Annotated in this window: 19 protein-coding genes and 1 pseudogene; 17 read left to right on the top strand and 3 right to left on the bottom strand. The window is 64.5% G+C overall.

What is annotated here, in order from left to right; genetic code table 11:
• Positions 1-13 precede the first annotated feature (13 nt).
• Positions 14-1,651, top strand: coding sequence for a (2,3-dihydroxybenzoyl)adenylate synthase (locus ACTXG5_RS15055; protein ID WP_445159575.1), 1,638 nt, complete (start codon positions 14-16; stop codon positions 1,649-1,651).
• Positions 1,652-1,749: 98 nt separating this feature from the next.
• Here the strand turns inward: ACTXG5_RS15055 and ACTXG5_RS15050 are convergent, their stop codons facing one another.
• On the bottom strand, positions 1,750-3,198 hold the full coding sequence (locus ACTXG5_RS15050; RefSeq protein ID WP_445159574.1) for an FAD-binding protein: 1,449 nt from the start codon (positions 3,196-3,198) through the stop codon (positions 1,750-1,752).
• A 223-nt stretch (positions 3,199-3,421) separates the two neighbouring features.
• Between ACTXG5_RS15050 and ACTXG5_RS15045 the strand changes: the two genes are divergently transcribed.
• The 10 genes from ACTXG5_RS15045 (at position 3,422) to ACTXG5_RS15000 (ending at position 14,079) form a co-directional block, all read left to right on the top strand.
• Complete coding sequence (locus tag ACTXG5_RS15045; protein WP_445164429.1) at positions 3,422-3,847, top strand: hypothetical protein; 426 nt, start codon at positions 3,422-3,424, stop codon at positions 3,845-3,847.
• A 377-nt stretch (positions 3,848-4,224) separates the two neighbouring features.
• Entirely contained in the window at positions 4,225-4,623 is a 399-nt protein-coding gene (locus tag ACTXG5_RS15040; RefSeq protein WP_445164428.1) for an MmpS family transport accessory protein, read from the top strand.
• Positions 4,620-7,448 (top strand): MMPL/RND family transporter, encoded by a 2,829-nt coding sequence (locus ACTXG5_RS15035; RefSeq protein WP_445159573.1) that lies wholly within the window; start codon positions 4,620-4,622, stop codon positions 7,446-7,448. Before ACTXG5_RS15040 ends, ACTXG5_RS15035 begins: the two co-directional genes overlap by 4 nt.
• 116 nt (positions 7,449-7,564) lie before the next feature.
• Positions 7,565-8,014 (top strand): nitroreductase family deazaflavin-dependent oxidoreductase, encoded by a 450-nt coding sequence (locus ACTXG5_RS15030; protein WP_445159572.1) that lies wholly within the window; start codon positions 7,565-7,567, stop codon positions 8,012-8,014.
• A 22-nt stretch (positions 8,015-8,036) separates the two neighbouring features.
• Entirely contained in the window at positions 8,037-8,552 is a 516-nt protein-coding gene (locus ACTXG5_RS15025; protein ID WP_445159571.1) for an SCO family protein, read from the top strand.
• Between the two features lie 271 nt (positions 8,553-8,823).
• The gene (locus tag ACTXG5_RS15020) at positions 8,824-9,810 is read left to right on the top strand and encodes an alpha/beta hydrolase (protein ID WP_445164427.1); all 987 of its coding nucleotides are present in this window, start codon (positions 8,824-8,826) and stop codon (positions 9,808-9,810) included.
• A 2-nt stretch (positions 9,811-9,812) separates the two neighbouring features.
• Positions 9,813-10,673 carry an SDR family NAD(P)-dependent oxidoreductase gene (locus ACTXG5_RS15015; protein ID WP_445159570.1) on the top strand — a complete coding sequence of 287 codons (861 nt, stop codon included), beginning with the start codon at positions 9,813-9,815 and terminating at the stop codon, positions 10,671-10,673.
• Positions 10,674-10,699: 26 nt separating this feature from the next.
• Positions 10,700-11,620 (top strand): ferritin-like domain-containing protein, encoded by a 921-nt coding sequence (locus tag ACTXG5_RS15010; protein WP_445159569.1) that lies wholly within the window; start codon positions 10,700-10,702, stop codon positions 11,618-11,620.
• The gene (locus ACTXG5_RS15005) at positions 11,617-13,119 is read left to right on the top strand and encodes a flavin-containing monooxygenase (RefSeq protein ID WP_445164426.1); all 1,503 of its coding nucleotides are present in this window, start codon (positions 11,617-11,619) and stop codon (positions 13,117-13,119) included. Before ACTXG5_RS15010 ends, ACTXG5_RS15005 begins: the two co-directional genes overlap by 4 nt.
• A gap of 15 nt (positions 13,120-13,134) precedes the next feature.
• Complete coding sequence (locus ACTXG5_RS15000) at positions 13,135-14,079, top strand: MerR family transcriptional regulator (RefSeq protein ID WP_445159568.1); 945 nt, start codon at positions 13,135-13,137, stop codon at positions 14,077-14,079.
• A gap of 4 nt (positions 14,080-14,083) precedes the next feature.
• Here the strand turns inward: ACTXG5_RS15000 and ACTXG5_RS14995 are convergent, their stop codons facing one another.
• Positions 14,084-15,436, bottom strand: a complete 1,353-nt coding sequence (locus tag ACTXG5_RS14995) for a salicylate synthase (RefSeq protein ID WP_445159567.1) — start codon at positions 15,434-15,436, stop codon at positions 14,084-14,086.
• A 553-nt stretch (positions 15,437-15,989) separates the two neighbouring features.
• Here ACTXG5_RS14995 and ACTXG5_RS14990 point away from each other — a divergent pair.
• Positions 15,990-16,211 carry a hypothetical protein gene (locus ACTXG5_RS14990; RefSeq protein ID WP_445159566.1) on the top strand — a complete coding sequence of 74 codons (222 nt, stop codon included), beginning with the start codon at positions 15,990-15,992 and terminating at the stop codon, positions 16,209-16,211.
• Between the two features lie 266 nt (positions 16,212-16,477).
• Complete coding sequence (locus ACTXG5_RS14985; RefSeq protein ID WP_445159565.1) at positions 16,478-17,713, top strand: sodium-dependent bicarbonate transport family permease; 1,236 nt, start codon at positions 16,478-16,480, stop codon at positions 17,711-17,713.
• 5 nt (positions 17,714-17,718) lie between these two features.
• Here ACTXG5_RS14985 and hemW read toward each other — a convergent pair whose 3' ends face one another.
• A complete protein-coding gene (gene hemW / locus ACTXG5_RS14980) occupies positions 17,719-18,891 on the bottom strand; it encodes a radical SAM family heme chaperone HemW (RefSeq protein WP_445159564.1) in 1,173 nt (390 codons plus the stop codon).
• A gap of 192 nt (positions 18,892-19,083) precedes the next feature.
• On the opposite strand from hemW, the gene ACTXG5_RS14975 reads away from it, so the two are divergent.
• The 4 genes and pseudogenes from ACTXG5_RS14975 (at position 19,084) to ACTXG5_RS14960 (ending at position 22,486) form a co-directional block, all read left to right on the top strand.
• On the top strand, positions 19,084-19,176 hold the full coding sequence (locus ACTXG5_RS14975; protein ID WP_445159563.1) for an Ms4527A family Cys-rich leader peptide: 93 nt from the start codon (positions 19,084-19,086) through the stop codon (positions 19,174-19,176).
• A gap of 114 nt (positions 19,177-19,290) precedes the next feature.
• Positions 19,291-20,958, top strand: a complete 1,668-nt coding sequence (locus ACTXG5_RS14970) for a nitrite/sulfite reductase (RefSeq protein ID WP_445159562.1) — start codon at positions 19,291-19,293, stop codon at positions 20,956-20,958.
• The gene (locus ACTXG5_RS14965) at positions 20,955-21,698 is read left to right on the top strand and encodes a phosphoadenylyl-sulfate reductase (protein WP_445159561.1); all 744 of its coding nucleotides are present in this window, start codon (positions 20,955-20,957) and stop codon (positions 21,696-21,698) included. The genes ACTXG5_RS14970 and ACTXG5_RS14965 overlap by 4 nt, the downstream gene beginning before the upstream one ends.
• 33 nt (positions 21,699-21,731) lie before the next feature.
• Positions 21,732-22,486, top strand: a pseudogene (locus tag ACTXG5_RS14960) (sirohydrochlorin chelatase).
• The last annotated feature ends 1 nt before the right edge of the window (position 22,487 follow it).

Below are 22,487 nucleotides of genomic sequence, written 5' to 3'. Positions count from 1 at the left end.
AGGAGCCCAGGTGATGCCCACCACAGCGCAGCCCGTGGAGGGCTTCGTGCCGTTCCCCGCCGACCGGGCCGCCGCCTACCGCGCGGCCGGCTACTGGGCGGGCCGACCGCTGGACTCCATCCTGGCCTCCGCGGCGCGGCGCTGGCCAGACAAAACTGCGGTGCTCGACGCCCCTGCCGACCGAGGCCTGACGTTCGCCGAACTCGACGAGTTGGCCCACCGCGCCGCGGCGGGGCTGCACGGTCTGGGCGTCGCGCCCGGGGACCGGATACTGCTGCAGCTGCCCAACAGCGTCCAGTTTGCGGTGGCGCTGTTCGCGCTGTTGCGGGCGGGGGCGACGCCGGTGATGTGTCTGCCGGGCCACCGCGCCGCGGAGGTGGGCCACTTCGCCGCGGTCAGCGAGGCCACCGGATTGCTGATCACCGATCAGGCACACGGTTTCGACTACCGGGCGATGGCGCGCGAGCTGGTCCGGGAGCACCCCGGCCTGCAGCATGTCATCGTCGACGGTGATCCCGAGTCATTCCTTTCGTGGGCGCAGCTGTGCGACTCGCAAGCGCCGGGCGCCCCGTCGGTCGCACCGCCGGCCGACCCGGGATCACCTGCGTTGCTGCTGGTTTCCGGCGGCACCACCGGCCTGCCCAAGCTCATCCCCCGCACGCACGACGATTACGTGTTCAACGCGACTGCGAGTGCCCAGATGTGCGGCCTGCGCTCCGACGACGTCTATCTGGTGGTGCTGTCGGGGGGCCACAACTTCCCGCTGGCCTGTCCGGGCCTGCTCGGCGCGATGACGGTGGGCGCCACCACGGTGTTCGGCACCGATCCCAGCCCCGAGGCCGCCTTCGACGCCATCGCATGCCACGGCGTCACGGTCACCGCCCTGGTACCCGCGCTGGCCAAACTGTGGGCACAAGCCTGCGACTGGGAGCCGGTGACACCAAAAACCTTGCGACTCTTGCAGGTTGGCGGAGCACGATTGGAGCCCGACGACGCCCGCCGGATCCGCGAGACGTTGACCCCGGGGTTGCAGCAGGTGTTCGGGATGGCCGAGGGACTGCTGAACTACACCCGCCTCGACGATCCGGTAGACGTGATTGAACACACCCAGGGTCGGCCACTGTGCGCGGCCGACGAATTGCGCATCGTCGACGGCGCGGGTGAGCCGGTGGCGCCGGGCGAAGAGGGCGAGCTACTGGTGCGCGGCCCCTACACGCTCAATGGCTACTTCCGGGCCGAGCGCGACAACCAACGCAGCTTTGACCCCAACGGGTTTTACCGCAGTGGCGACCTCGTCCGCCAACGAGACGACGGCAACCTGGTGGTCACCGGTCGGGTCAAAGACGTCATCTGCCGCGCGGGTGAAACGATCGCCGCCCAAGACCTCGAAGAGCAGATGCTGAGCCACCCGGCGATCTTCTCGGCGGCCGCGGTGCCGCTGCCGGATCCCTATCTAGGTGAAAAGGTCTGTGCTGCACTTGTTTTCACCGGGGAACCGATCGGCCTCGCTGAGTTGAATGCATACCTCGACCGGCGCGGTGTCGCCGCGCACTCCCGGCCCGACATGTTGGTCGCGATGCCGACACTGCCCACTACGCCGATCGGAAAGATCGACAAAAAAGCGATCGTCCATCAGGTGGGGCAGGCGTAATTCAACGCTCCGTTGGCACCGCCGAGTGTGAACTCACGGCTTCGGTGTGAACTGTCGGCGCCCTGAGCGCACACTCGGCGCCGTCACCGCACACTCGGCTAGTAATTCAGCCCGGAGAACATGACCCGGCCGGGGTCAAACTTCTGTCGCACGCTGCTGAGCCGGGAGAGATTCGGGCCGAAGTAGCGCGACGCCGGCTGGTTTGCCTCGATGTAGTTCACATAGCCGCCAACCGAATACGGTTGCACCGCTTGGTGTGCCGCGTTGAGCCAGCTGGTCGCCGCCGCCGGGTCGCTTGTTTCCACGTACCACTGCACCAGCGCGGACTGCCGTCGCCACGGGTAGGCGGTGGCATTCGGTGCCACGGTGGCCAGCGCGCCGTCGAGGGCGTGCATGATGGCCAACATGCGGCCCGCGCCACGCGGAAAAGCGTTGACCGCCGCGGCGATCCCCTGAGCGGCGGCCGGGCTGATGGTCGGAAAAACGTCCGAGCCGCCGACATATCCGAGCGGCGCCGGGTTGAGGTTGTTGACGGCCAGATACCGCACCATGTCCATGCGGTTGAACGTGTGGGTGTCGGTTCCGCTCGGTTGCATTCCGACGGCCGCGACGATGGCTTGCGCCACGGCGGGACCCGATCCGGCCGGGCAGGTCGCGAGAATACGACAGTGCGTGCCCATCCCGTCGGTGGTGCTGTCGGCCAGCGCCCAGCTGTTGCGGTCGGCGGTACGCAGCCAGTTCTGCCAGCCGACGAGAACCTGCGCGAACGCCTGCGCCGGGAAATCGAGGTTCACGGCGTCGAGGTCGCGGGTGGGGAAGGTCGAAAAAGTCAGCGAGGTGGTCACCCCGAAGTTCCCGCCACCGCCGCCGCGCAGCCCCCAGAACAGGTCGGGGTTGCTGTTGGCGGACGCGGTGACCGCCTGTCCGCCGGGCAGCACCACCGACGCCGATGTCAATTGGTCGCAGAGCAGGCCCGCGTGCCGGGAATCGGCACCCATCCCCCCGCCCAGGGCGTGTCCGGCCGCACCGACTGACGGGCAGGTACCCGTCGGGACGCCCCGGCCGGCCCCGGCCAGCGTCTCGTGCATCGAATACAGACTGGTCGCCGGTGTCACCGTGACCTGCCCGGTGCCGGCGTTGAAATTGATGCCCCCGGGCAGCTGACGCAGGTCGAACACCATGGCGCCGTTCGCCGTGGACGCGCCGATGTAGGAGTGCCCGCCACTGCGCGGGGCGACTTTGAGGTTATTGGCGGCCGCGAATGCCATCGCCTTTTGCACGTCTGCCACCGATGTCGGGGTCACGATCGCCGCCGGCGTCGAGCCGTTGTAGTTGGTGTTGAAAACCTGTTTGGCCGCACCGAAATTGGGGCTGTCCGGTAGTAACACCTTTCCGCCCAGGGCGGTGGAAAGACCGTCCCAGCCAGTGACATTCGGCGCAGCGGCGGCTCGGCCCGCACCGACGCGGCCCGATCCCAACACGGCGCCGGCGGCTAACGCTCCGGCGGCACCCCGCAGAAAAGTCTGCCGCGAGATCTCACGCGCCATCGTCGGACTCCCGCGATTGCGTCATGTCTCGCATTGTCGAACCGCGGGAACCGCGACGCTGCGCGACGTGTCGCGGCATCACCGAAACGAGCCCGAACCGTTATCCGCCCCTGATCGAACGCCGGGGCGGAAAGCTTTCTTCGATTCCCGGCACCACCTGCTCGGGCCTAAGCTAGTGATCGATCACGTCCACAACGGCTACGGCGCAGCGAAGGAGCGAGGTATGACGCAGGGTTTGTATGGGTTGCTGACCGTACTCGCCCTGGCGCTGGCGCTGGTGTTGGTGGCCGTTGCCACGGTGTACGTCGCACGGCTGGAGCGCCGAGTCCCTGCTCCGATCGGCGAAGAAATCGGCAGCGCCAAAACCGTTCTTTCTAAAGTCCGCAAACGCGAGCCCATGTCGCCCGACGAGGTGAGCTTCGCGAGGCAAATCGTTGCCGATCGCAGCTCGTTCCAGGCATTGTGCATCCCCGCCGGGTTATTCATGTTGGGTTGCTTTTTTGTGTTCGGCAGTCTTTACCACTTGCATGGGGCGACGCCCTCCGAGCGGACATTCCTGGGAGTGATTCCAATGCTCACGTCCACGAACTTGGGCCTGCGGATGCTGAGCAGCGCACGGCTGAAGGGGCGTTTGCGGAAAATGGCGTAACGCAACGCCAGGTGGCCTCGTCCACACCCTCTCTGACGTTCCATTTTCCGCTGGCTGCACTACGTGCAGCAAAGCCCGCGGGCATAGCGATTGGCCGTGCTGCCGCTGTCTTCGATTCCCGGCGAGTTCACGACGGGCCCCGGTCCTATTGCCGAGAGAACCGGCGGATGGCAACCTCCGTAGTCATCGTGTTCGTTTTTTCGCGTAGAGCCGCTAGTCTTGACGATCAGTCCATCTCATTGGGCACACGACCGTCTACTATCTGAACCGGCGCGAGGGCGGGCTGAGATGAGAACACGAGATCAGGGGCCGGAGCGCGAAAAGGTGATCGAGTGAGCCCGCGTTCAGCCGGGAGGACCGCCCTGGCGCGGTTCTGGATGCCGCTGGTCGCCGTCGTTGCGGTCGGGCTGGGCTTGCTGTGCATGTACAAGGTGCACCAGTTCTCCGAACCGGAGCCGGTCATCACCGTCAACGGTCCGCAGGCACCGGAGGAGTTCAACATCAAGCGGATTACCTATGAGGTGTTCGGCTCCGCCGGGCAAGGCGGGAAGCTCGTCTACATCGACATCGACGGCCACCCACATCAGGTTGATGTGACGACCCTGCCGTGGACCCACACCGAGACCACCACGCTAACGGTGGCCTCCGGCAGCGTCTCGGTGCACGTTCATGGCGGTCAGGTGGGCTGCCGGATGCTGGTGGATGGCGTCGTCCGCGATGAACAGTCGAGTGACCATGAGGACGCCGACGTCGAGTGCAGAGTGAAATCGGCATGAGCGAGCAGCATCGCGATGAGCCGCGGGTCAAGCGCCCCTTCATCCCCAGGATGGTCCGCACCTTCGCGATACCGATCATCTTCTTCTGGGGCCTTCTCGCAGTCACGACGAATACCTTTATGCCCCAAGTAGAAAGGGTCGCCGAAGAACTCGCCGGACCGATGGTCCCGCACTACGCGCCCTCGCAGCGGGCGCTGCTGCACATCGGCGAAAAGTTCCACGAATCCAACTCGACCAACTTGACGATGGTGGTGTTCGAGGCGAACCGGCCATTGGCGGACCAGGACCACCGGTACTACGACGATCTGATGCGCCGCCTCGAGCGCGACACCAAGCACGTGCAGTACGTGATGGATTTGTGGGGCAAGCCGTTCACCGCGGCCGGAGCGCAAAGCGTCGACGGCAAGTCCACCTATGTGCTGTTGCGTCTCGCCGGCGACATCGGCCAGATTCAAGCCAACCAGTCGGTGGACGCCGTCCGCGACATCATCAAGAAGGACACTCCGCCGCCCGGCCTCAAGGTCTACGTCAGCGGCGCGGCCCCGCTGGCCTCCGACACTTTGGCTATCGCGAATGCGAGCCTGAACAACGTCACGATCGTCACGATCATCCTCATCCTCGTGATGCTGCTGCTGGTGTACCGCACCCCGTCCACCCTGTTGGTGCCCTTGCTCGGCGTCCTGATCGAGATGCTCGTCGCGAAGGGCGTTATCTCGACCCTCGGGCATTACGGATATATCGAACTCTCGTCGTTCGCGGTGAACATCGTCATCGCGCTGACCCTGGGCGCGGGAACGGATTACGGCATTTTCCTGATGGGCCGCTATCACGAGGCGCGACAAGCCGGGGAAAGCCGGGAAGACAGCTTCTACATCGCGTACAAGGGTGTCACGCCCATCATCATCGGCTCGGGTCTGACGATCGCCGGTGCGTGTTACTGCTTGACGTTCGCGCGCCTCAACTACTTCCACACCATGGGGCCCGCAGTCGCGATCAGCATGCTCTTCACCATCGCGGCAGCGATGACGCTGGGCCCCGCGGCCTTGACCGTCGGCAGCCTTTTCGGGATGTTCGACCCGAGAACCAACACCAAAGGACATCTGTACCGACGGATCGGGGCGAGCGTGGTGCGCTGGCCGGTGCCGATCCTGGTGGCCAGCTCCGCCGTCGTGATGCTCGGGGCGATCTTCGTGCCGACCTATCGGCAGAACTACGACGATCGGCAGTACCAGCCGGCCAATGCGCCCGCCAACCTGGGTTTCCAAGCGGCCGATCGGCACTTCCCCAAAAGCAAGCTGTTCTCCGAGATGCTGATGGTCGAGACCGATCACGACATGCGCAATTCGGCCGACTTCATCTCGCTGGACCGAGTGGCCAGAGCTCTGATTCGGCTGCACGGTGTGGCAATGGTGCAGGGCATGACCAGGCCCTTGGGCCGGGCGCTCGAGCACGCCAGCATTCCGTACCTGTTCACCACGCAAGGCAGCGGCAACGGTCAACAACTCCCGTTCAATAGGGAGCAGAACGCCAACACCGATGCGCAGGCCGAGATTCAGGCGCACTCTGTCACGGTCTTGCGGAAAGAGATCGGCTTCTTCCAGAGAGTGTCGGATGAGCTGCACCAGACGGTTCTCACCGTTCAGGATCTTGAAAAGATCACCCAGGAGATGAACGAGGAAGTCTCAAATCTGGACGACTTCTTCCGTCCGATCAAGAGCTATTTCTATTGGGAGAAGCACTGTTTCGACATCCCCATCTGCTGGGCATTTAGATCGGTGTTCGACACGATCGACCACATCGACCATTTGGCCGAAGACATCACCAAAACCAAAATGTCCCTCGAGGAGGTCGACAAGGCCTTCCCGCAGATCATCGCCCAACTGAAAGCCACCGCCGACGACACCGAGGCACTGCAGTCGAAGTTGGTGAACAGTTACGGTTCGGCGGATCTGCAGTCCATCCAAACCGAGCAGACCTTCGACGATTCGATCAACGTCGGCAACGACTTCGACAAGTCCCGCAGCGACGACTACTTCTACATCCCGCACGAGGGCTTCGACAACGAAGACGTCAAGACCGGCATCAAATTGATGATGTCACCCGACGGCAAGGCTGCCCGGTTCATCGTCACCCACGAGGGTGATGCCATGGGCCCCGAAGGCGTGGAGCACGTCGAACAGTTCCCCGACGCGATAAAAACGATCCTCAAGGAGACGTCCCTGGCCGGCGCCCGGATATACATCGGCGGTTCGGGGGCCAACGACAAGGACATCAAGGAATACGCGATGTCGGATCTGCTGATCGCGGCGATCGCCGCCTTCGTACTGATCTTCTTGATCATGATGTTCATCACGCGAAGTCTGGTGGCGGCCTTGGTCATTCCCGGCACCGTGGCCTTCTCCTACGCCGGGGCGTTCGGGTTGTCCATCCTCGTCTGGCAGCACCTGATCGGCCTGCACCTGCACTGGCTCGTCCTACCGCTGACGTTCATCATCCTGGTGGCGGTCGGGTCGGACTACAACCTGCTCTTGATCAACAGGGTCAAAGAGGAACTACACGGCGGAATTCACACCGGCCTGATCCGCGCGTTGGGAAGCACCGGTGGTGTGGTGACATCCGCGGGTCTGGTGTTCGCGTTCACGATGCTGGCAATGCTGACAAGCGATCTCAGAACGATCGGGCAAGTGGGCTCGACCGTGTGCATCGGCTTGCTGCTGGACACACTGATCGTGCGCTCGTTCGTCGTGCCGGCGATCCTGCGAATCCTCGGTCCGTGGTTCTGGTGGCCCACTCTGGTGCGCAGCCGTCCGCTGCCGCAGCACTAAAGCGGGATGCTCGGCAGCGCGGCATTCGGCGACCTTGTCGGCTGTATCTGACAACAATTGTTTTCTCAGCGGTGGCTGGTTCCCCCTGCGGTGCGAAGCGCTCTATTCTCGCCAGGGTGCAGGAATTTGACGAAGAACTATTCCGCACCGACACGGTGGCGCTGAATACCTTCAACGAGCAGGTCATTCAGGAGTTTCGGGATAACGGCGGCAAAGTCGGTGGCATCTTCGAAAACTTCACCATGTTGTTGCTGACGTCGACTGGCGCCAAGTCGGGTCTATCGCGCCTGACAGCTCTCTCCTACTTCGACATCGACGGGTCCATGGTGGTCATAGGTTCTCGCGGGGGCGCACCGAAGGATCCGGCATGGGTGCACAACCTGCGCGCCAATCCGCATGTGCGCCTGGAGGTGGGCACCGAGACATTCGAGGCCACAGCCCAGGAAGCCCTCCGCGAGGAGCGCGCCGAGCTGTTCGACGCCGTGGTGACGTACGCACCGAATTTCGCTGTGTACCAGTCGAAGACGACGCGCACCATCCCGGTGTTCAAGCTCCAGCGCCGTTAACCAACAACCTCCGGTAGCCGAAATGACTAAACCCTCTTATCAGACTGTCTCTCGGCACGTCCGCGGAACATTCGATTTAATCGACCACAACGGGCGCGAAGTCGACGGACGGACCTACCGGGGTAAGTACGTCGTCATCTTTTTCGGTTTCACGCACTGCAAAGCGGTATGCCCCCGTGCTCTGTCCCGGCTGTCGACGGTGCTTGATCGTCTCGGTCCGCGTGCCGAGCTCATACAGCCGCTCTACGTGACGGTGGATCCGCAACGCGACACCCCCGCAGTGATGAAAGCGTTTCTGGCATCAGCGTATCCGCGCTTCACCGGCCTCACCGGCTCGGCGCAGCAAATTGAGTGGGCGAAGAGATCGTTTCGAGTGTTTTCCGCCGAGGTTTCCGACCATGGGGAGACCGACGGATACCGGATGCCACATTCGGCGTCCACCTACGTCCTTAGACCCGACGGTACCTACCTGACGCACTTCACCGATGCTGTCGAGCAAGAAGAGCTGACCACGGCCTTGGCCTCAATCGTCGAGTAACCACCTGCGTCCGCACTGCCCCGATGAACGCGTGCAGGTGCTGCGCGCCAATCGCTCCCACTGCCGACGTGCCCCCTCCGCCTCAGTCTTGCCAAAGCTGCCATTGACGAATGTCACCATTTGCGGTTGACTCCGTTGCATGGCGGACATCGTTCCGGCCCGCGGGTCATTGCGGTCCCGCGGCGCGGCGGCGGTAAGCACGTACACCTTGCGGCCGTTCAGCGGGCTGGTGCCGCCCGAGCGGGCCTGGGGAATTTGGCTGTCGCGCCGGATGATCGCGCGGGTGATGGCCACATTCGGCCCCCCGCTGGCGGGCACCCGCGTTCAGCAGGTCGACACCGTGCTGCCCGACGGACGCCGGGTCAAGGGCGAATGGGTGTATGGACCCCGCACCCCCACCAGCGAGGCTGCCCGTTCGTCAACCGACGCTCGGCCGATGGGCGCCGGCTCTTCTCGCGGGCAAGCCCGCTCGTCGACCGTCACTCGGCCGATGGGCGCCGGCTCTTCTCGCGGGCAAGCCCGCTCGTCGACCGTCACCAAAGCGATCTACTACGTGCACGGCAGCGGCTATGCGGTGTGCTCGCCAAAAACCCACCGGCGGTTGACCTCCTGGCTGTCGTCGCTGACCGGCCTGCCGGTGTTCAGCGTCGATTACCGGCTGGCGCCGCGCTATCGCTTCCCCACCGCCGCCGACGACGTCCGGGCGGGCTGGGACTGGTTGGTTCACACGTGCGGTGTACCCGCGAAACAGATTGTGATTGCGGGTGATTCGGCAGGCGGTCACCTGACGGTCGACATGCTGTTGCAGCCCGAGGTCGCCGCGAGCTCCCCCGCCGCTCTGGTGCTGTTCTCGCCGCTGATCGACATGACCTTCGCGCTGTCACTGGCCCGCGAGCAGATCCGCCGCGATCCCGCCATCCGAGTGGCCGACGCCGCCCGCCTGGTCAGCCTGTACCACCCGGGTATCGATCTCACCCACCCTCGCTTGACGCTGGACGTCGCCGGCGGTTCGATGCTGCCCCCAACCCTGATCCAGGCCGGCGGGGCCGAGATGCTGCAGGACGATGCGCGACAGCTTGCCGCCGACATCAAGGCGGCCGGCGGCAGGTGCGAGCTGCAAGTGTGGCCGCACCAAGTCCATGTATTCCAGGCACTGCCGCGCATGACACCCGAAGCCGCCAAGGCCATGGCATACGTCGCCCGGTTCATCGCCCACGCATTGCAGGATGCGCGCGCCCTGGCCGACGAGGTGGGCTGACAATGTTCGGTCCGCTGGACAAGCTGCTCGGTAACTCGAAACCCACCAGCCACGGCGCGCTGGCGGTGGTAACCGGGGCCGGCAGCGGCATCGGCGCCGCGTTCGCTGCCGAACTCGGCAATCGCGGAGGCACGGTGGTGTGCAGCGACATCGACGAGGCCGCCGCGCAAAAGACCGCCGATGCGATCGTCGAGCGGGGCGCGAAGGCGATGGCGATCCGCTGCGACGTCTCGCGATTCGACGACGTGAGCGTGCTGGCCGAAAAGGCACAGTCCTTCTTCGGGGCCGCGCCGACGCTGGTCGTCAACAACGCCGGCGTCGGTGCCGGCGGCGCGGCAATCGGCGATGTGCCGCTGGATGATTGGGCATGGACCCTGGGTGTCAACTTGTGGGGCCCGATACACGGCTGCCATGTGTTCACCCCGATCCTGCGCGAGGCCGGACCTGGGCATGCCCCACGCGGCATCATCAATGTCGCCTCGGCGGCGGCGTTCGCCGCGGCGCCGGGCATGGCGGCCTATAACGTCAGCAAGGCCGGTGTGCTGTCGCTTTCCGAAACGCTGGCGGCCGAATTGTCCGGCACCGCGGTCCGGGTCACCGTGCTGTGCCCGACGTTCGTCAAGACCAATATCCTCGAATCCGGCCGCATCACCGAGGAATCCGGCGAACTGGCCGACAAGTTGATGCGCTGGACCGGACTCTCGCCCGACAAAGTGGCGCGAACATGCCTGGATGCTCACGATCGCGGTGAGCTGTACTGCATGCCGCAACTTGACGCCAAGTTCGGCTGGAATATCAAACGGCTTGCCCCACAGTCCTATACCCGGGTAGCCGGTCTGGTATCCCGGGCCAACATGCACTGATAACACCGAGTGAAAGGGGGCTGCTCGTGGCCATCGACATGGAAGTCATGCTCGCCAAGATCAAGGATCGCCAGTGGGCACTGGCCGATATCGATTGGGACGCACCGGGGGCCGACACCATCAAGCCCGAGTTCCGGCCCAAGCTCAAGGCATTCATGGCCGACCTGTGCTGGATCGAGAACATCGGCGCCCGGGGCTTCGCCGCACTTGCGAAAAAGGCGCCCGACGCGACAATCGCGGAAATCTACCGGTATTTCCACGCCGAGGAGCAGCGTCACGCCAACGCCGAACTGGCGCTGATGAAGCGCTGGGGCATGCTCGAGGACGGCGAGATCCCGAAGCCCAACGTCAACATCCGGTTGGCCATCGAGTGGCTGGACACGTTTGCCGACGACATGCCGCTGTCGGTGCTGGGCACCGTGATCCCGATGCTCGAGGTGGCGCTGGACGGTGCGCTGCTGAAGTTCCTGCTGGAATCCGTGCAGGACCCGGTCTGCCACCAGGTGTTCGAGAAGATCAACAATGACGAATCACGGCATATCGCGGTCGATTTCGAGGTGCTGGAGATGATCGGCAACGCAAAGGCCCGCCGCCTGGCCATCGAATTCGTCGGCCGCTTCGCATCACCGGGCCTGATCCTCGGGATGGTGATGTACGTGCCGCTACTCAACCGCATCCGCAACGAGATGGCCGGGATGGGAATGGAGCCCGACCGACTGTTCAACGCGGTCAACCGTTTCCAGCAACTCGGCGATCGGGGCGAACGTACCCGGCGGGTGCCCACCTACAAGTTGCTCAAGAGGCACGGCATGTGGGTGGTCAACCCGCGACACCCCTATCAGTTGCTGGCAAATTCCATGGTGTGGCTGTCGGATTTCTATCCCAAGCCGCTGCTGAGGCCGATGCCGAGCTGGTCCAGGGAACTCACCCACGAGCCGGCGGCGTGATCATGAGTGGCGACCATACCTACGCAACACTGATCATCGGAGCCGGCTTCACCGGACTCGGTACCGCAATTCGGTTGGCCGAGGCGGGGATTACCGACATCGTGATCCTGGAACGTGCCGACCGGGTGGGCGGAACCTGGCGCGACACCACCTATCCGGGGGCGAGCTGTGACGTCCCGTCGCTGCTCTACTCGTACTCCTTTGTGAAGAACCCGGCGTGGTCGCGGACGTACTCACCGGCCCCGGAAATCTGCCGTCACCTCGAAGACATGGCGACCAGATTCGACATCCGCCGTCACATCCGGTTCAAGCACGAGGTCAGCGACTTGAGCTTCGACGAGGACGCCGGTGTGTGGACAGCCAAGACGAAGAATCGCAAGCGTTTTCGGGCCCGCACCGTCGTGTTGGCGTCCGGCCCGCTGTCGGACGTCAGCTTCCCGAACATCCGCGGCCTGGACAGCTACCGGGGACACAAGATCCACAGCGCCCGCTGGGATCACGACTACGACTTCGCGGGTAAGCGGGTCGCCGTCATCGGAACCGGCGCCAGCGCCATCCAGATCGTTCCCGAACTGGTCAAGCAGGCCGGGTCCGTCAAGGTGTTCCAGCGCACCCCCGGCTGGGTGCTGCCGCGGCTGGACATGGCGACCCCGCCGGCGGTGCAAGCCCTGTTCGCCAAAGTTCCTGCCGTCCAACAACTTGCCCGCCAGGCGCTGTTCTGGGGCCATGAGGCCAGTGCCACGGCTCTGGTGTGGGATACCCCGCTCACCTCGCTGGTAGCCCGATTAGGCCAGGCCCATCTGCGTGCCCAAGTCAAAGACCCGTGGTTGCGCCGGCAGCTGACCCCGGATTTCGCGCCCGGCTGCAAACGGATGCTGGTCTCCAGCGACTACTACCCCGCGCTGCAGCGCGACAACTGCAAACTGGTCAGCTGGCCCATCGCGACGGTGAGCCCCGTCGGCATCCGCACCAGCGACGGCATCGAACACCACCTCGACTGCATCGTGTTCGCCACCGGCTACGACGTCCACCTCACCGGCCCGCCCTTCGACGTGACCGGTCTCGGCGGTCGGTCACTGGCCGACGAATGGGCCGACGGCGCACAGGCTTACAAGAGCATCAACGCGCACGGGTATCCGAATCTGTTCTTCATGACCGGTCCCAACTCGGGGCCGGGTCACAACTCGCTGCTGGTCTACATCGAAGGCCAGCTCGACTACGCGGTACGCGGCATCCGCACCATCCTCGAGGACGACCTGCGCTATCTCGATGTGCGCGAAGACGTCCAACTGCGCCACAACGAGCACATCCAGCGCCGACTCACCAAGACGACCTGGATGTCGGGGTGCCGCAGTTGGTATCTCACCAAGGATGGCTTCAACGGGTCGATGTACCCGGGTTTCGCGACGCAGTATCTTCGCCAGATGAACGACTTCCGCTACGCGGACTACCAGGCGGTCGCGCGCCAGGCCAGAGCACGCGTCACCTCCTCGGCCTAAGGCGACGTACCCGAGATGGCACAGAACCGACCGCCTCGACCGGAACCCGGCACGATCGCCAGCGTCCTGTACAACGTGCGACGGGCCCCCAAACGCGTTCGCCGCCAATCACGGGACTTCATCGAGACCGCGGTCTCTCAGCTTTTCGACGCGGCCGCACGCCACCCGCACGGCATCGCAGCGTCCGGGGAGTACCGGATCGACGACCTGGCCCGGCTGGCCGGCACCACCACCCGCAACATCCGGGTGTACCGCGATCGCGGGCTGTTGCCGCCGCCACTGCGGGTCGGCCGCATCGCCTTGTTCAACGACACACATCTGACCAGGCTGCGACTGATCACCTCGATGCTCGACCGCGGCTACAACATCGCACACGTGCGGGAGATGCTCAGCGCGTGGGAGGAAGGCAAGAATCTCGGCGACGTTCTGGGCCTGGAGACGGCCATCGTGGGTACCTGGACCACCGAGAAGCCGGAAACCATGCCGCTGGCCGACGCCCAGCGGCTCGTCGACGATGCACCCGCGTTCGAGCGGCTGGTCGCGCTGCAGGTGATCCGGGTCGATGGCGAGCGGGCCACGCTGACCCGTCCCAAGCTGATCGAGGCATTCAACGAGATCCGGGGCTACGGCCTCGAATTGGCGAGGCTCGTCGACCTGCACGAGCAGATCGTGCCGGAGATCGACAAGATCAGCGACTTGCTGGTGCGTGCCGGCGCCGAACACGTCATCGACAAGATCAAGCCGGGCCAGGCGCTGCCCGCGGACGCCGAGATCGCCGAGCTGATCACCATGCTGGTCCGGTTCCGCACTCAGGCGGTGGCTACCGTCGCGGCAACGCTTGCGGCGTCGATCGAATCGAATATCGAATCGTTGGCCGGCCGCATCCTCACCGACTACCTGGAACGGTCACCCGAAGCGGTCCCCGACGAGTTGTCGGCCCGCCGGCAAAAAGCCAATTGAGAAGCTACTGACGCGCAATCAGATATGGCGCCAGCGTGGACAGCTTCTCGCAGGTTTCCTCGAATTCGCGCTCGGCTTGTGACTCTTCGATGATTCCGGCGCCGGCCCGCAGCCACGTCTTTCCGTCGGATTCGTAGGCTGCCCGCAGGGTCAGCGCGGCATCCAGCGCGCCGTCAGCCGAGACCGTCACCACCGCACCCGAATACAGCCCGCGCGGTCTTTCGTCGAGACGCAAGATTGCCTCGACACCGGCGCCTTTCGGGATTCCGGACGCGGTGACGGCCGGGAAGAGCGCTTCCAGCGCGTCCATTCGGTCACTGGACGCATCCAAACGTCCGCTGATCGTGGAGCCCAGGTGCTGCACACTGCCCCGCTCCCGCACGGTCATGAAATCGGTCACCACCGCCGTTCCGGGTTCGGCGATCTCATTCATCTCCTGCAGCGAGCTGCGCACCGAAATAGCATGCTCGACGATCTCTTTCGAATTCGTTTCCAGCTCTTCGCGGGCTCGACGGTCGTTGGCCGGACCACGACCAAGTGCGCGGGTGCCGGCCAACGGCTCGGTGATTACTTCGCCGTCCCGGTGGACGGCGGTGACGAGTTCGGGGCTGTAGCCCAGGGCACGAATTCCGCCCAGCTGCAGCAAAAATGACCTCACCGGCGTGTTGTGCCGACGACCCAGCCGATAGCTGGCCGGGAAATCAAGCAGAAAAGGCACTTCCACAGAACGGGAAAGAATCACCTTGGTGTACTTGCCGGCGGCGATCTCGTTCACGGCCGCAGTCACCCGCTCGCGGTACTTCGACCCGTCGGCGGTGATATCGATCTCGCGGGCTTCGCCCGGGTGGGGCACACCCTCGCTCAGTACTCGGAGTACAGCTTCGCGATGGGCATTCGCCGCACCGCAAAGCAATACGGAGTCCGGCGTCACCACGATGCGGGAAGAGGGCCAAAACAGTCGTGCCAGCGGGGTACCCGGCGTCAACCGTTGCTGCAGCCCGTAGCGGTAGACGCCGAATTCGAATGCGATCCAGCCGAATAGCTGATCGGTCTCCAGCAACAGACAGTCAATGGCCTCGCCCAGGACGGCTCCCGGTCGCCCGGACCACTGTTGCCGCTGAATCACACCGTCGCGGATGACCCGCAACTCGTCGCTGTCCAGCTCGATCATCGCGTGCACACCGCTGGCAAGCACCCATTGACCCGCCTGCTCGTAGAGCAAATACTCCTCACCGAGTCGCTCGGGCAGGACCGCGGCCAGTTCAGCCGTCAGGTCGGCCGGGTCGATATGCGCGGGAAGGGGAATCGGCGGCGACGTCATGCCGATTGAACTTGTCTCGACGCTGGCCTCGGTCACAGCTAGTAAATGTAGCCTAACCTATGAAACGCCCCAACCACCGGTTCTGTGTGCTTGCTCTCCTGACCTCCGCACTCCGGTAAGCCTCGCGTGGAGTAAAACGCCGGCCGCCGCCGAGGCGCCCATTTCAGCCGGTTTGGGCAACGGGTGACGCCGCTTTGGCTTGCCACCGTTTCCGCAGGCAGCTACCGCAAAATTGGTGCTGATGCGGTGGAGTTCAACGGCATCTCCGGTGGCCTCGAAGCGAGGAAACGTTTCCCGATCGTTTACCGACTGATCCCAGCGCGACGGGCTACCATAACCTGAGTTCTCCTGGCAAAGCTGGCTTGCGCAACGACTCGCCAAGCTCGGCGGCACGGAGCGGGGGCTCGGTGGACTTCTCTCACGTTCGCCAAGGGCACTCCCGCGCATTTTGGGGGCTGTGGGGCTTACGCCAGACGCCTCATAGGACGTGTGACAGAAAGGCGTAACGAAACTTTAATCCGACCGGGTTAACGGACCGCCCAGCTAACGCCCGATCGCTATCTATCCCCTATCGATCGAGAGGAACGTTATGTTCGTGATCAGGCTCGCGAACGGTGAAGAAGTCCAGGCATCCGACGGCGACGAACTCGAAATTAACCAGGAAACCGGCGTCCTTACCGTTTCCCGGGTCGATGGGTTCGAAGAAATAACCACGCATTACTCGCCTTCGGCGTGGCTGTCGGTGACGCATCGCAAACGAGGCGCCGGGGTCCGGCCCTCGCTAATTTCCGGTGGCACGGCGACACGCTAATCCCCACAGTAAACGCACAGCACATTCCCAACGAATTCACGCCAATCCCCGCTTACCCGGTCCCACCAGCACCGCTGTGACCACGGGTTTTGTCCTGCCCAACCATTACGGCACGGCGTGGAGCGACATGGGCTTTTCGCGTCCCGCCCGAGTGGCGGTTTGACAGCAGCGGAGCTAAATTTTGCACGGTCGTCGGGATGTTCGTGGTTGCCCCCGCTTGCGGACGGTGCTTCCCCCGGGCCACCGGACGGATAAGAGAGGCACCAATGCTGCAAGAGTTCTGGCAAAACTTCACGCATAACCTGTTCAAACCACTTCTGCTTTTCTTCTACTTCGGATTCCTGATTCCCATCTTGAAGGTGCGCTTTGAGTTCCCCTATGTGATCTATCAGGGCCTCACCATGTATCTGCTGCTGGCTATCGGCTGGCACGGTGGTGAGGAACTCGCGCAGGTCAATGCCTCCAGCGTTGGGGCGATCGTGGGATTCATGGTGTTGGGCTTCATGCTCAACTTCGCGATCGGCATTGGCGCCTACTTCCTGCTCAATTGGCTGACCAGATTGCGGCGAGTCGACCGGGCAACCGTCGCCGGTTATTACGGGTCGGATTCGGCCGGGACGTTTGCCACCTGCGTGGCGGTTCTGGCCGCCACCAACATCGCCTTCAACGCGTACATGCCGGTGATGCTGGCCGTCATGGAGATTCCCGGCTGCCTGGTGGCGCTGTACCTGGTGGCCCGGTTGCGGCACCGAGGAATGGACGCGGCGGGCAACATGGCCGACGAGCCGGACTACACGCCGGTGAAGGTCGGGGTCGGTCCCGGTACCGCGGCACGGCCTCCGCACGGCCAGAGCCTGGAGACCGAGCGTGCACTGGCGATCGAGGACGAACTCGAGCTTTCCCTGGAAAAAGGCGAGCGCACGGCGGAACTCGACGTGAGCCCGGGCGCCCAGCGCACCAAGAAGCCGTCCCTCTTCTCCCGTGAGCTCTTCCAGGAGGTCTTCCTCAACCCCGGGTTGGTGCTGCTGATCGGCGGCATCGTGATCGGCCTCGTCAGTGGCCTGCAGGGCCAAAAGGTCGTGCAAGACGACGACAAGTTCTTTGTCTTGGCATTCCAGGGCGTGCTCTGTCTGTTCCTGCTCGAGATGGGCATGACGGCCTCACGCAAGTTGAAAGACCTCAGAACGGCGGGGCCGGGTTTCATCTTCTTCGCGGTGCTGGCCCCGAATCTCTTTGCGACACTGGGGATCTTCGTCGCCTGCGCCTATGCGAGCCTGACCCATACCGACTTCAAGACGGGCACCTACGTGCTGTTCGCTGTCTTGTGCGGTGCGGCGTCCTACATCGCGGTTCCGGCGGTCCAGCGATTGGCAATCCCGGAAGCGAGCCCGACACTGCCGCTGGCCGCATCACTGGGTCTGACGTTCTCCTACAACGTCACCATCGGAATCCCGCTCTACATCGAGATTGCCCGCGTCATCGAAAGGTGGTTCGGCGTCTGACGCCGTCACCCTAAAAGCGTCCGCACGACCGCGTCGGCCAGCAGCCGGCCGCGCGGCGTGAGGACCAGTCTGTCCCCGTCGGTCACCAACAAGCCATCGGCAACAACGACTTTGGCGCGTTCGCGTTCGGCAGCGCCCAGTCCCGCCAGCGGAAGCCCTTGGCGCAGGCGGGTCTTCAACAGCACATCCTCGGTGTGCAACGCCTCGGCGTCGAGCTGTTCGAAACCCGCTACCGGCAACGTGGAGCCGGCCAGCATCTCCGCGTAAGCGCTGGGATGCTTGGCATTCCACCACCGCGTTGCGCCCACAAATCCGTGCGCACCCGGTCCTGCGCCCCACCACTGACCACCATCCCAGTAGCCGAGGTTGTGCCGGCACTCACCGCCCGGCTGCGACCAGTTCGACACCTCGTACCAGGTCATTCCGGCCGCGGACAGCCTCGCATCGACCAACTCGTAGCGGTGCGCCAGCACATCGTCGTCCGGCGCGGCCAGCTCACCGCTGCGGACCCGCCGGGCCAGCGCGGTGCCCGGCTCGACGAGCAGGGCGTACGCGGACACGTGATCGACCCCGGCCTCGACGGCCGCATCGACCGAACGCGTCAGATCGTCATCGGATTCGCCCGGGGTTCCATAGATCAGGTCCAGGTTGACGTGTTCGAAACCCGCGGCCATGGCCTCGCGGGCGGCAGCGGCCGCGCGGCCGGGCGAGTGCACGCGGTCGAGGGTGGCCAGCACTCGCGGGGCCGTCGACTGCATGCCGAGCGACACCCGGGTGTATCCGGCCGCCCGGATGGCGTCGAAGAACTCCGGCCAGGTCGACTCGGGGTTGGCTTCGGTGGTGACCTCGGCGTCCGGCGCCAGCGCGAAGTGCTCGCGCACCATGTCCAGCAGCGTGGCCAGGCGCTCACCGCCCAGCAGCGAGGGCGTGCCACCGCCGACGAACACGGTGTTCACCGTGGGTGCGTCCAGCCGGGCGGCGGCCAAGGCCAACTCGGAGCGCAGCGCCAGCAGCCAGGCGTCCGGGTTGACGCCACCCAGCTCGGCGGGCGTGTAGGTGTTGAAATCGCAGTACCCGCAACGAGTTATGCAGAACGGGACATGCACGTACACCCCAAACGGGTGTCCGGGACTCCGCTGTATCCCGGGTAGCTCAACCGGTGCCGCGCGAAGGGCCATGCCAAATGATTGCACGGCAAGCTGGTCGCGCCGGCCGCTCGACGGGGAGGTCCTCGCCGCCGAGGTGGCCCTCTCAGCGGCTTCTTGGTTTTGTCTATCCGATTACCCAGGATTTGCTGGTAGTTTCGATCACCGTGAGAACAAATTTGACCTGGTGGCACGACACGTCACCATCCATGGCACAATGGCCGGGTGATCCTCGCCCAGCCCAAACAGCGCATAGCGCTAGTGGCGCGGCGGCACATCGATCTCAAACGAGTCTGCAGCTGTAGCTGTCCGGCTTAATTTCGTAGACCCGCCCACCTATACGTCCAGCTGGCGCCGGTTCTGCGCCTGCCGGAGGTAAATGCCGGTGAGTTGCGCGTCCAAGCCAGCACAGTTTGCGAAGGAGACCGTCGAATGACCACAGCCCGCCCCGCCAAGACTCGAAGTGAGGGACAGTGGGCGCTGGGAGACCGCGAGCCGCTCAACCCCAACGAGGAATTCAAGCAGGCCGGTCCCCCGCTCGAGGTGCGGGAACGCATTGTAAACGTGTACGCCAAAGAGGGCTTCGACAGCATCGAGAAAGACGACTTGCGCGGCCGCATGCGCTGGTGGGGCCTCTACACCCAGCGTGAGCAGGGCTACGACGGCAGCTGGACCGGCGACGAGAACATGGACAAGCTCGAGGCTCGGTACTTCATGATGCGGGTGCGCTGCGACGGCGGCGCGCTGTCGACGGCCGCACTGCGCACCCTGGGCCAGATCTCCACCGAGTTCGCCCGCGACACCGCCGACATCTCCGATCGGGAGAACGTCCAATACCACTGGATAGAGGTCGAACAGGTCCCCGAAATCTGGCGGCGGCTGGCCGAGGTCGGACTGCAGACCGCCGAGGCGTGCGGCGACTGCCCGCGCGTCATCCTGGGCTCACCGCTGGCCGGTGAGTCGCTCGACGAGGTGATCGACCCGACCTGGGCGATCGATGAGATCGTGCGCCGCTACATCGGCCAACCCGAGTTCGCCGACCTGCCGCGCAAGTACAAGACCGCGATCTCGGGTCTGCAGGATGTCGTGCACGAAGTCAACGACATCGCTTTCATCGGCGTCAACCACCCCGAGCACGGACCCGGCCTGGACCTGTGGGTCGGTGGCGGACTCTCCACCAACCCGATGCTGGGCCAGCGGGTCGGCGCCTGGGTCCCGCTCGACGAGGTGCCCGAGGTATGGGCCGCGGTGACCTCGATCTTCCGCGACTACGGCTACCGACGGCTGCGGGCCAAGGCGCGGCTGAAGTTCCTGCTCAAAGACTGGGGTATCGAGAAGTTCCGGGAAGTTCTCGAAACCGAGTACCTCAAGCGTCCGCTGATCGACGGCCCAGCCCCCGAGCCGGTCAAGGATCCGATCGACCACGTCGGCGTGCAACGGCTCAAGAACGGGCTCAACGCCGTCGGCGTCGCCTCGATCGCGGGACGGGTGTCGGGCACCATCCTCAGCGCGGTGGCCGACCTCGCCGAGCAGGCCGGCTCGGACCGGATCCGGTTCACCCCCTATCAGAAGCTGGTCATCCTCGACATACCCGACGACAAGCTCGACGAACTGATCGCCGGCCTGGATGCGATCGGCCTACGGTCACAGCCGTCGCATTGGCGCCGGAATCTGATGGCGTGCACCGGGATTGAGTTCTGCAAGCTGTCCTTCGCCGAAACCCGGGTCAAAGCACAGACTTTGGTGCCCGAGCTGGAGCGCAGGCTCGAAGACATCAACTCCCGGCTCGATGTGCCGATCACCATCAACATCAACGGCTGCCCCAACTCATGTGCGCGAATTCAAGTCGCCGACATCGGATTCAAGGGTCAGATGGTCGACGACGGCAATGGCAACTCGGTCGAAGGCTTCCAGGTGCATCTGGGCGGCAGCCTCGGACTGGACAGCGGATTCGGCCGAAAACTGCGCCAGCACAAAGTCACCACCGACGAGCTGGGCGACTACATCGATCGGGTGGTGCGCAACTTCCTCAAACACCGCGACAACGGGGAGCGGTTCGCGCAGTGGGCGCTTCGCGCCGAGGAGGGCGACCTCCGATGAGCAGTGAAGCAACCACGCCGACCGAAGACGAACTGCGCGAGATCGCCGCCCGAGGTGCAGCCGAACTCGAAGGCGCCAGTGCCGACGAGCTGTTGCGCTGGACCGACGAGCACTTCGGCGGTATCAACGGGCCACGCGGCTGGGCGACATGCAAGTACATCGTCGCCTCCAATATGCAGGACGCTGTGCTGGTGGACCTGGCGTCCAAGGTGCGTCCCGGCGTGCCGGTCCTCTTTCTGGACACCGGCTATCACTTCGTCGAGACCGTCGGCACCCGTGATGCGATCGAATCCGTCTACGACATACGGGTTCTGAATGTCACGCCGGAGCACACGGTTGCCGAGCAGGACAAACTGCTGGGCAAAGACCTGTTCGCGCGAGACCCCGGCGAATGCTGCCGATTGCGTAAGGTCGTCCCGCTCGGCAAAACGCTCAGTGGCTACTCCGCCTGGGTGACCGGGCTACGCCGGGTCGAGGCACCGACCCGCGCCAACGCGCAGCTGGTCAGTTTCGACGAGGCGTTCAAGCTGGTGAAGATCAACCCGCTGGCGACATGGACCGACGAGGACATGCAGAACTACATCGACGAGCACGACGCACTGGTCAATCCGCTTGTCTACGAGGGCTATCCGTCGATCGGCTGCGCCCCGTGCACGGCCAAGCCCGTAGAGGGTGCCGACCCGCGTAGCGGCCGTTGGCAAGGGCTGTCCAAGACCGAATGTGGGTTGCACGCGTCGTGACCACCCGCGTCGGCGACGATGGAGAGCGAAGCGATGACGGTGGGGGCACCTCCCGCTTGCGGGGGAGAGTGGCGCTGTCTAGCCTCGTGCTGACCGCACACGGCAGTAAGGATCCACGGTCGGCCGCCAATGCGCGGGCCGTCGCGGACCAACTGGCGCGTATGCGGCCGAATCTCGATGTGCGACTGGCTTTCCTGGAGCACGGTCCGCCGAGCCTGGACGATGTACTCATGTCGGTTGACGGCCCGGCGGTCGTTACCCCGTTACTGCTGGCCAACGCGTACCACGCCCGAGTCGACATCCCCCACCAGATCGCGAGTTGCGTTACGGGCCAACACGTGTGGCAGGCACCCGTGCTCGGCGAGGACGACCGGCTGGTGTCGCTGCTGCGTCGGCGGGTGACGGAATTGGGGGTGTCCTGCCTCGATGACAGTCTTGGTGTACTCGTGGTGGCGATCGGCACATCCGACCTGGCGGTGAACGCGCGCACGGGCAATGTCGCGCCAAAGCTGTTGGCCGGCACGTCTTGGGCGGGGGCAACCACCGCGTTCGCCACCCACGCGGAACGTTCGCTGGCTGAGGCGCTGGGCAGGCTGCGCCGCCAGGGCGCGCACCAGGTGGTCATCGCGCCGTGGTTCCTGGCGCCGGGACGAATACCGGACCGGGTACAAAGATTCGCCGATAAGACCGGCATCGAGATGGCAGCCCCGCTGGGTGCCCATCGTTTGGTGGCCGAGACGGTGCTGGATCGCTTCGCCGAGGCGGCCGCCGGGCAGATCGCGGCCTGAC

It is taken from the genome of Mycobacterium sp. Dal123C01 (assembly GCF_052566995.1).
Note: the sequence above shows the minus strand (reverse complement) of the source record. Positions and strands in the feature narration are given on the sequence as shown.

Excerpts from the sequence above, each read along its gene's own strand:
- ACTXG5_RS15000 (WP_445159568.1), top strand. The coding sequence starts at position 13,135 with ATGGCACAGAACCGACCGCCTCGACCGGAACCCGGCACGATCGCCAGC.
- ACTXG5_RS14970 (WP_445159562.1), top strand. The coding sequence starts at position 19,291 with ATGACCACAGCCCGCCCCGCCAAGACTCGAAGTGAGGGACAGTGGGCG.
- hemW (WP_445159564.1), bottom strand. The coding sequence starts at position 18,891 with ATGGCCCTTCGCGCGGCACCGGTTGAGCTACCCGGGATACAGCGGAGT.
- ACTXG5_RS14990 (WP_445159566.1), top strand. The coding sequence starts at position 15,990 with ATGTTCGTGATCAGGCTCGCGAACGGTGAAGAAGTCCAGGCATCCGAC.
- ACTXG5_RS15035 (WP_445159573.1), top strand. The coding sequence starts at position 4,620 with ATGAGCGAGCAGCATCGCGATGAGCCGCGGGTCAAGCGCCCCTTCATC.
- ACTXG5_RS15020 (WP_445164427.1), top strand. The coding sequence starts at position 8,824 with ATGATCGCGCGGGTGATGGCCACATTCGGCCCCCCGCTGGCGGGCACC.
- ACTXG5_RS15055 (WP_445159575.1), top strand. The coding sequence starts at position 14 with ATGCCCACCACAGCGCAGCCCGTGGAGGGCTTCGTGCCGTTCCCCGCC.
- ACTXG5_RS15015 (WP_445159570.1), top strand. The coding sequence starts at position 9,813 with ATGTTCGGTCCGCTGGACAAGCTGCTCGGTAACTCGAAACCCACCAGC.
- ACTXG5_RS15040 (WP_445164428.1), top strand. The coding sequence starts at position 4,225 with ATGCCGCTGGTCGCCGTCGTTGCGGTCGGGCTGGGCTTGCTGTGCATG.
- ACTXG5_RS14985 (WP_445159565.1), top strand. The coding sequence starts at position 16,478 with ATGCTGCAAGAGTTCTGGCAAAACTTCACGCATAACCTGTTCAAACCA.
- ACTXG5_RS15045 (WP_445164429.1), top strand. The coding sequence starts at position 3,422 with ATGACGCAGGGTTTGTATGGGTTGCTGACCGTACTCGCCCTGGCGCTG.
- ACTXG5_RS15025 (WP_445159571.1), top strand. The coding sequence starts at position 8,037 with ATGACTAAACCCTCTTATCAGACTGTCTCTCGGCACGTCCGCGGAACA.
- ACTXG5_RS15050 (WP_445159574.1), bottom strand. The coding sequence starts at position 3,198 with ATGGCGCGTGAGATCTCGCGGCAGACTTTTCTGCGGGGTGCCGCCGGA.
- ACTXG5_RS14965 (WP_445159561.1), top strand. The coding sequence starts at position 20,955 with ATGAGCAGTGAAGCAACCACGCCGACCGAAGACGAACTGCGCGAGATC.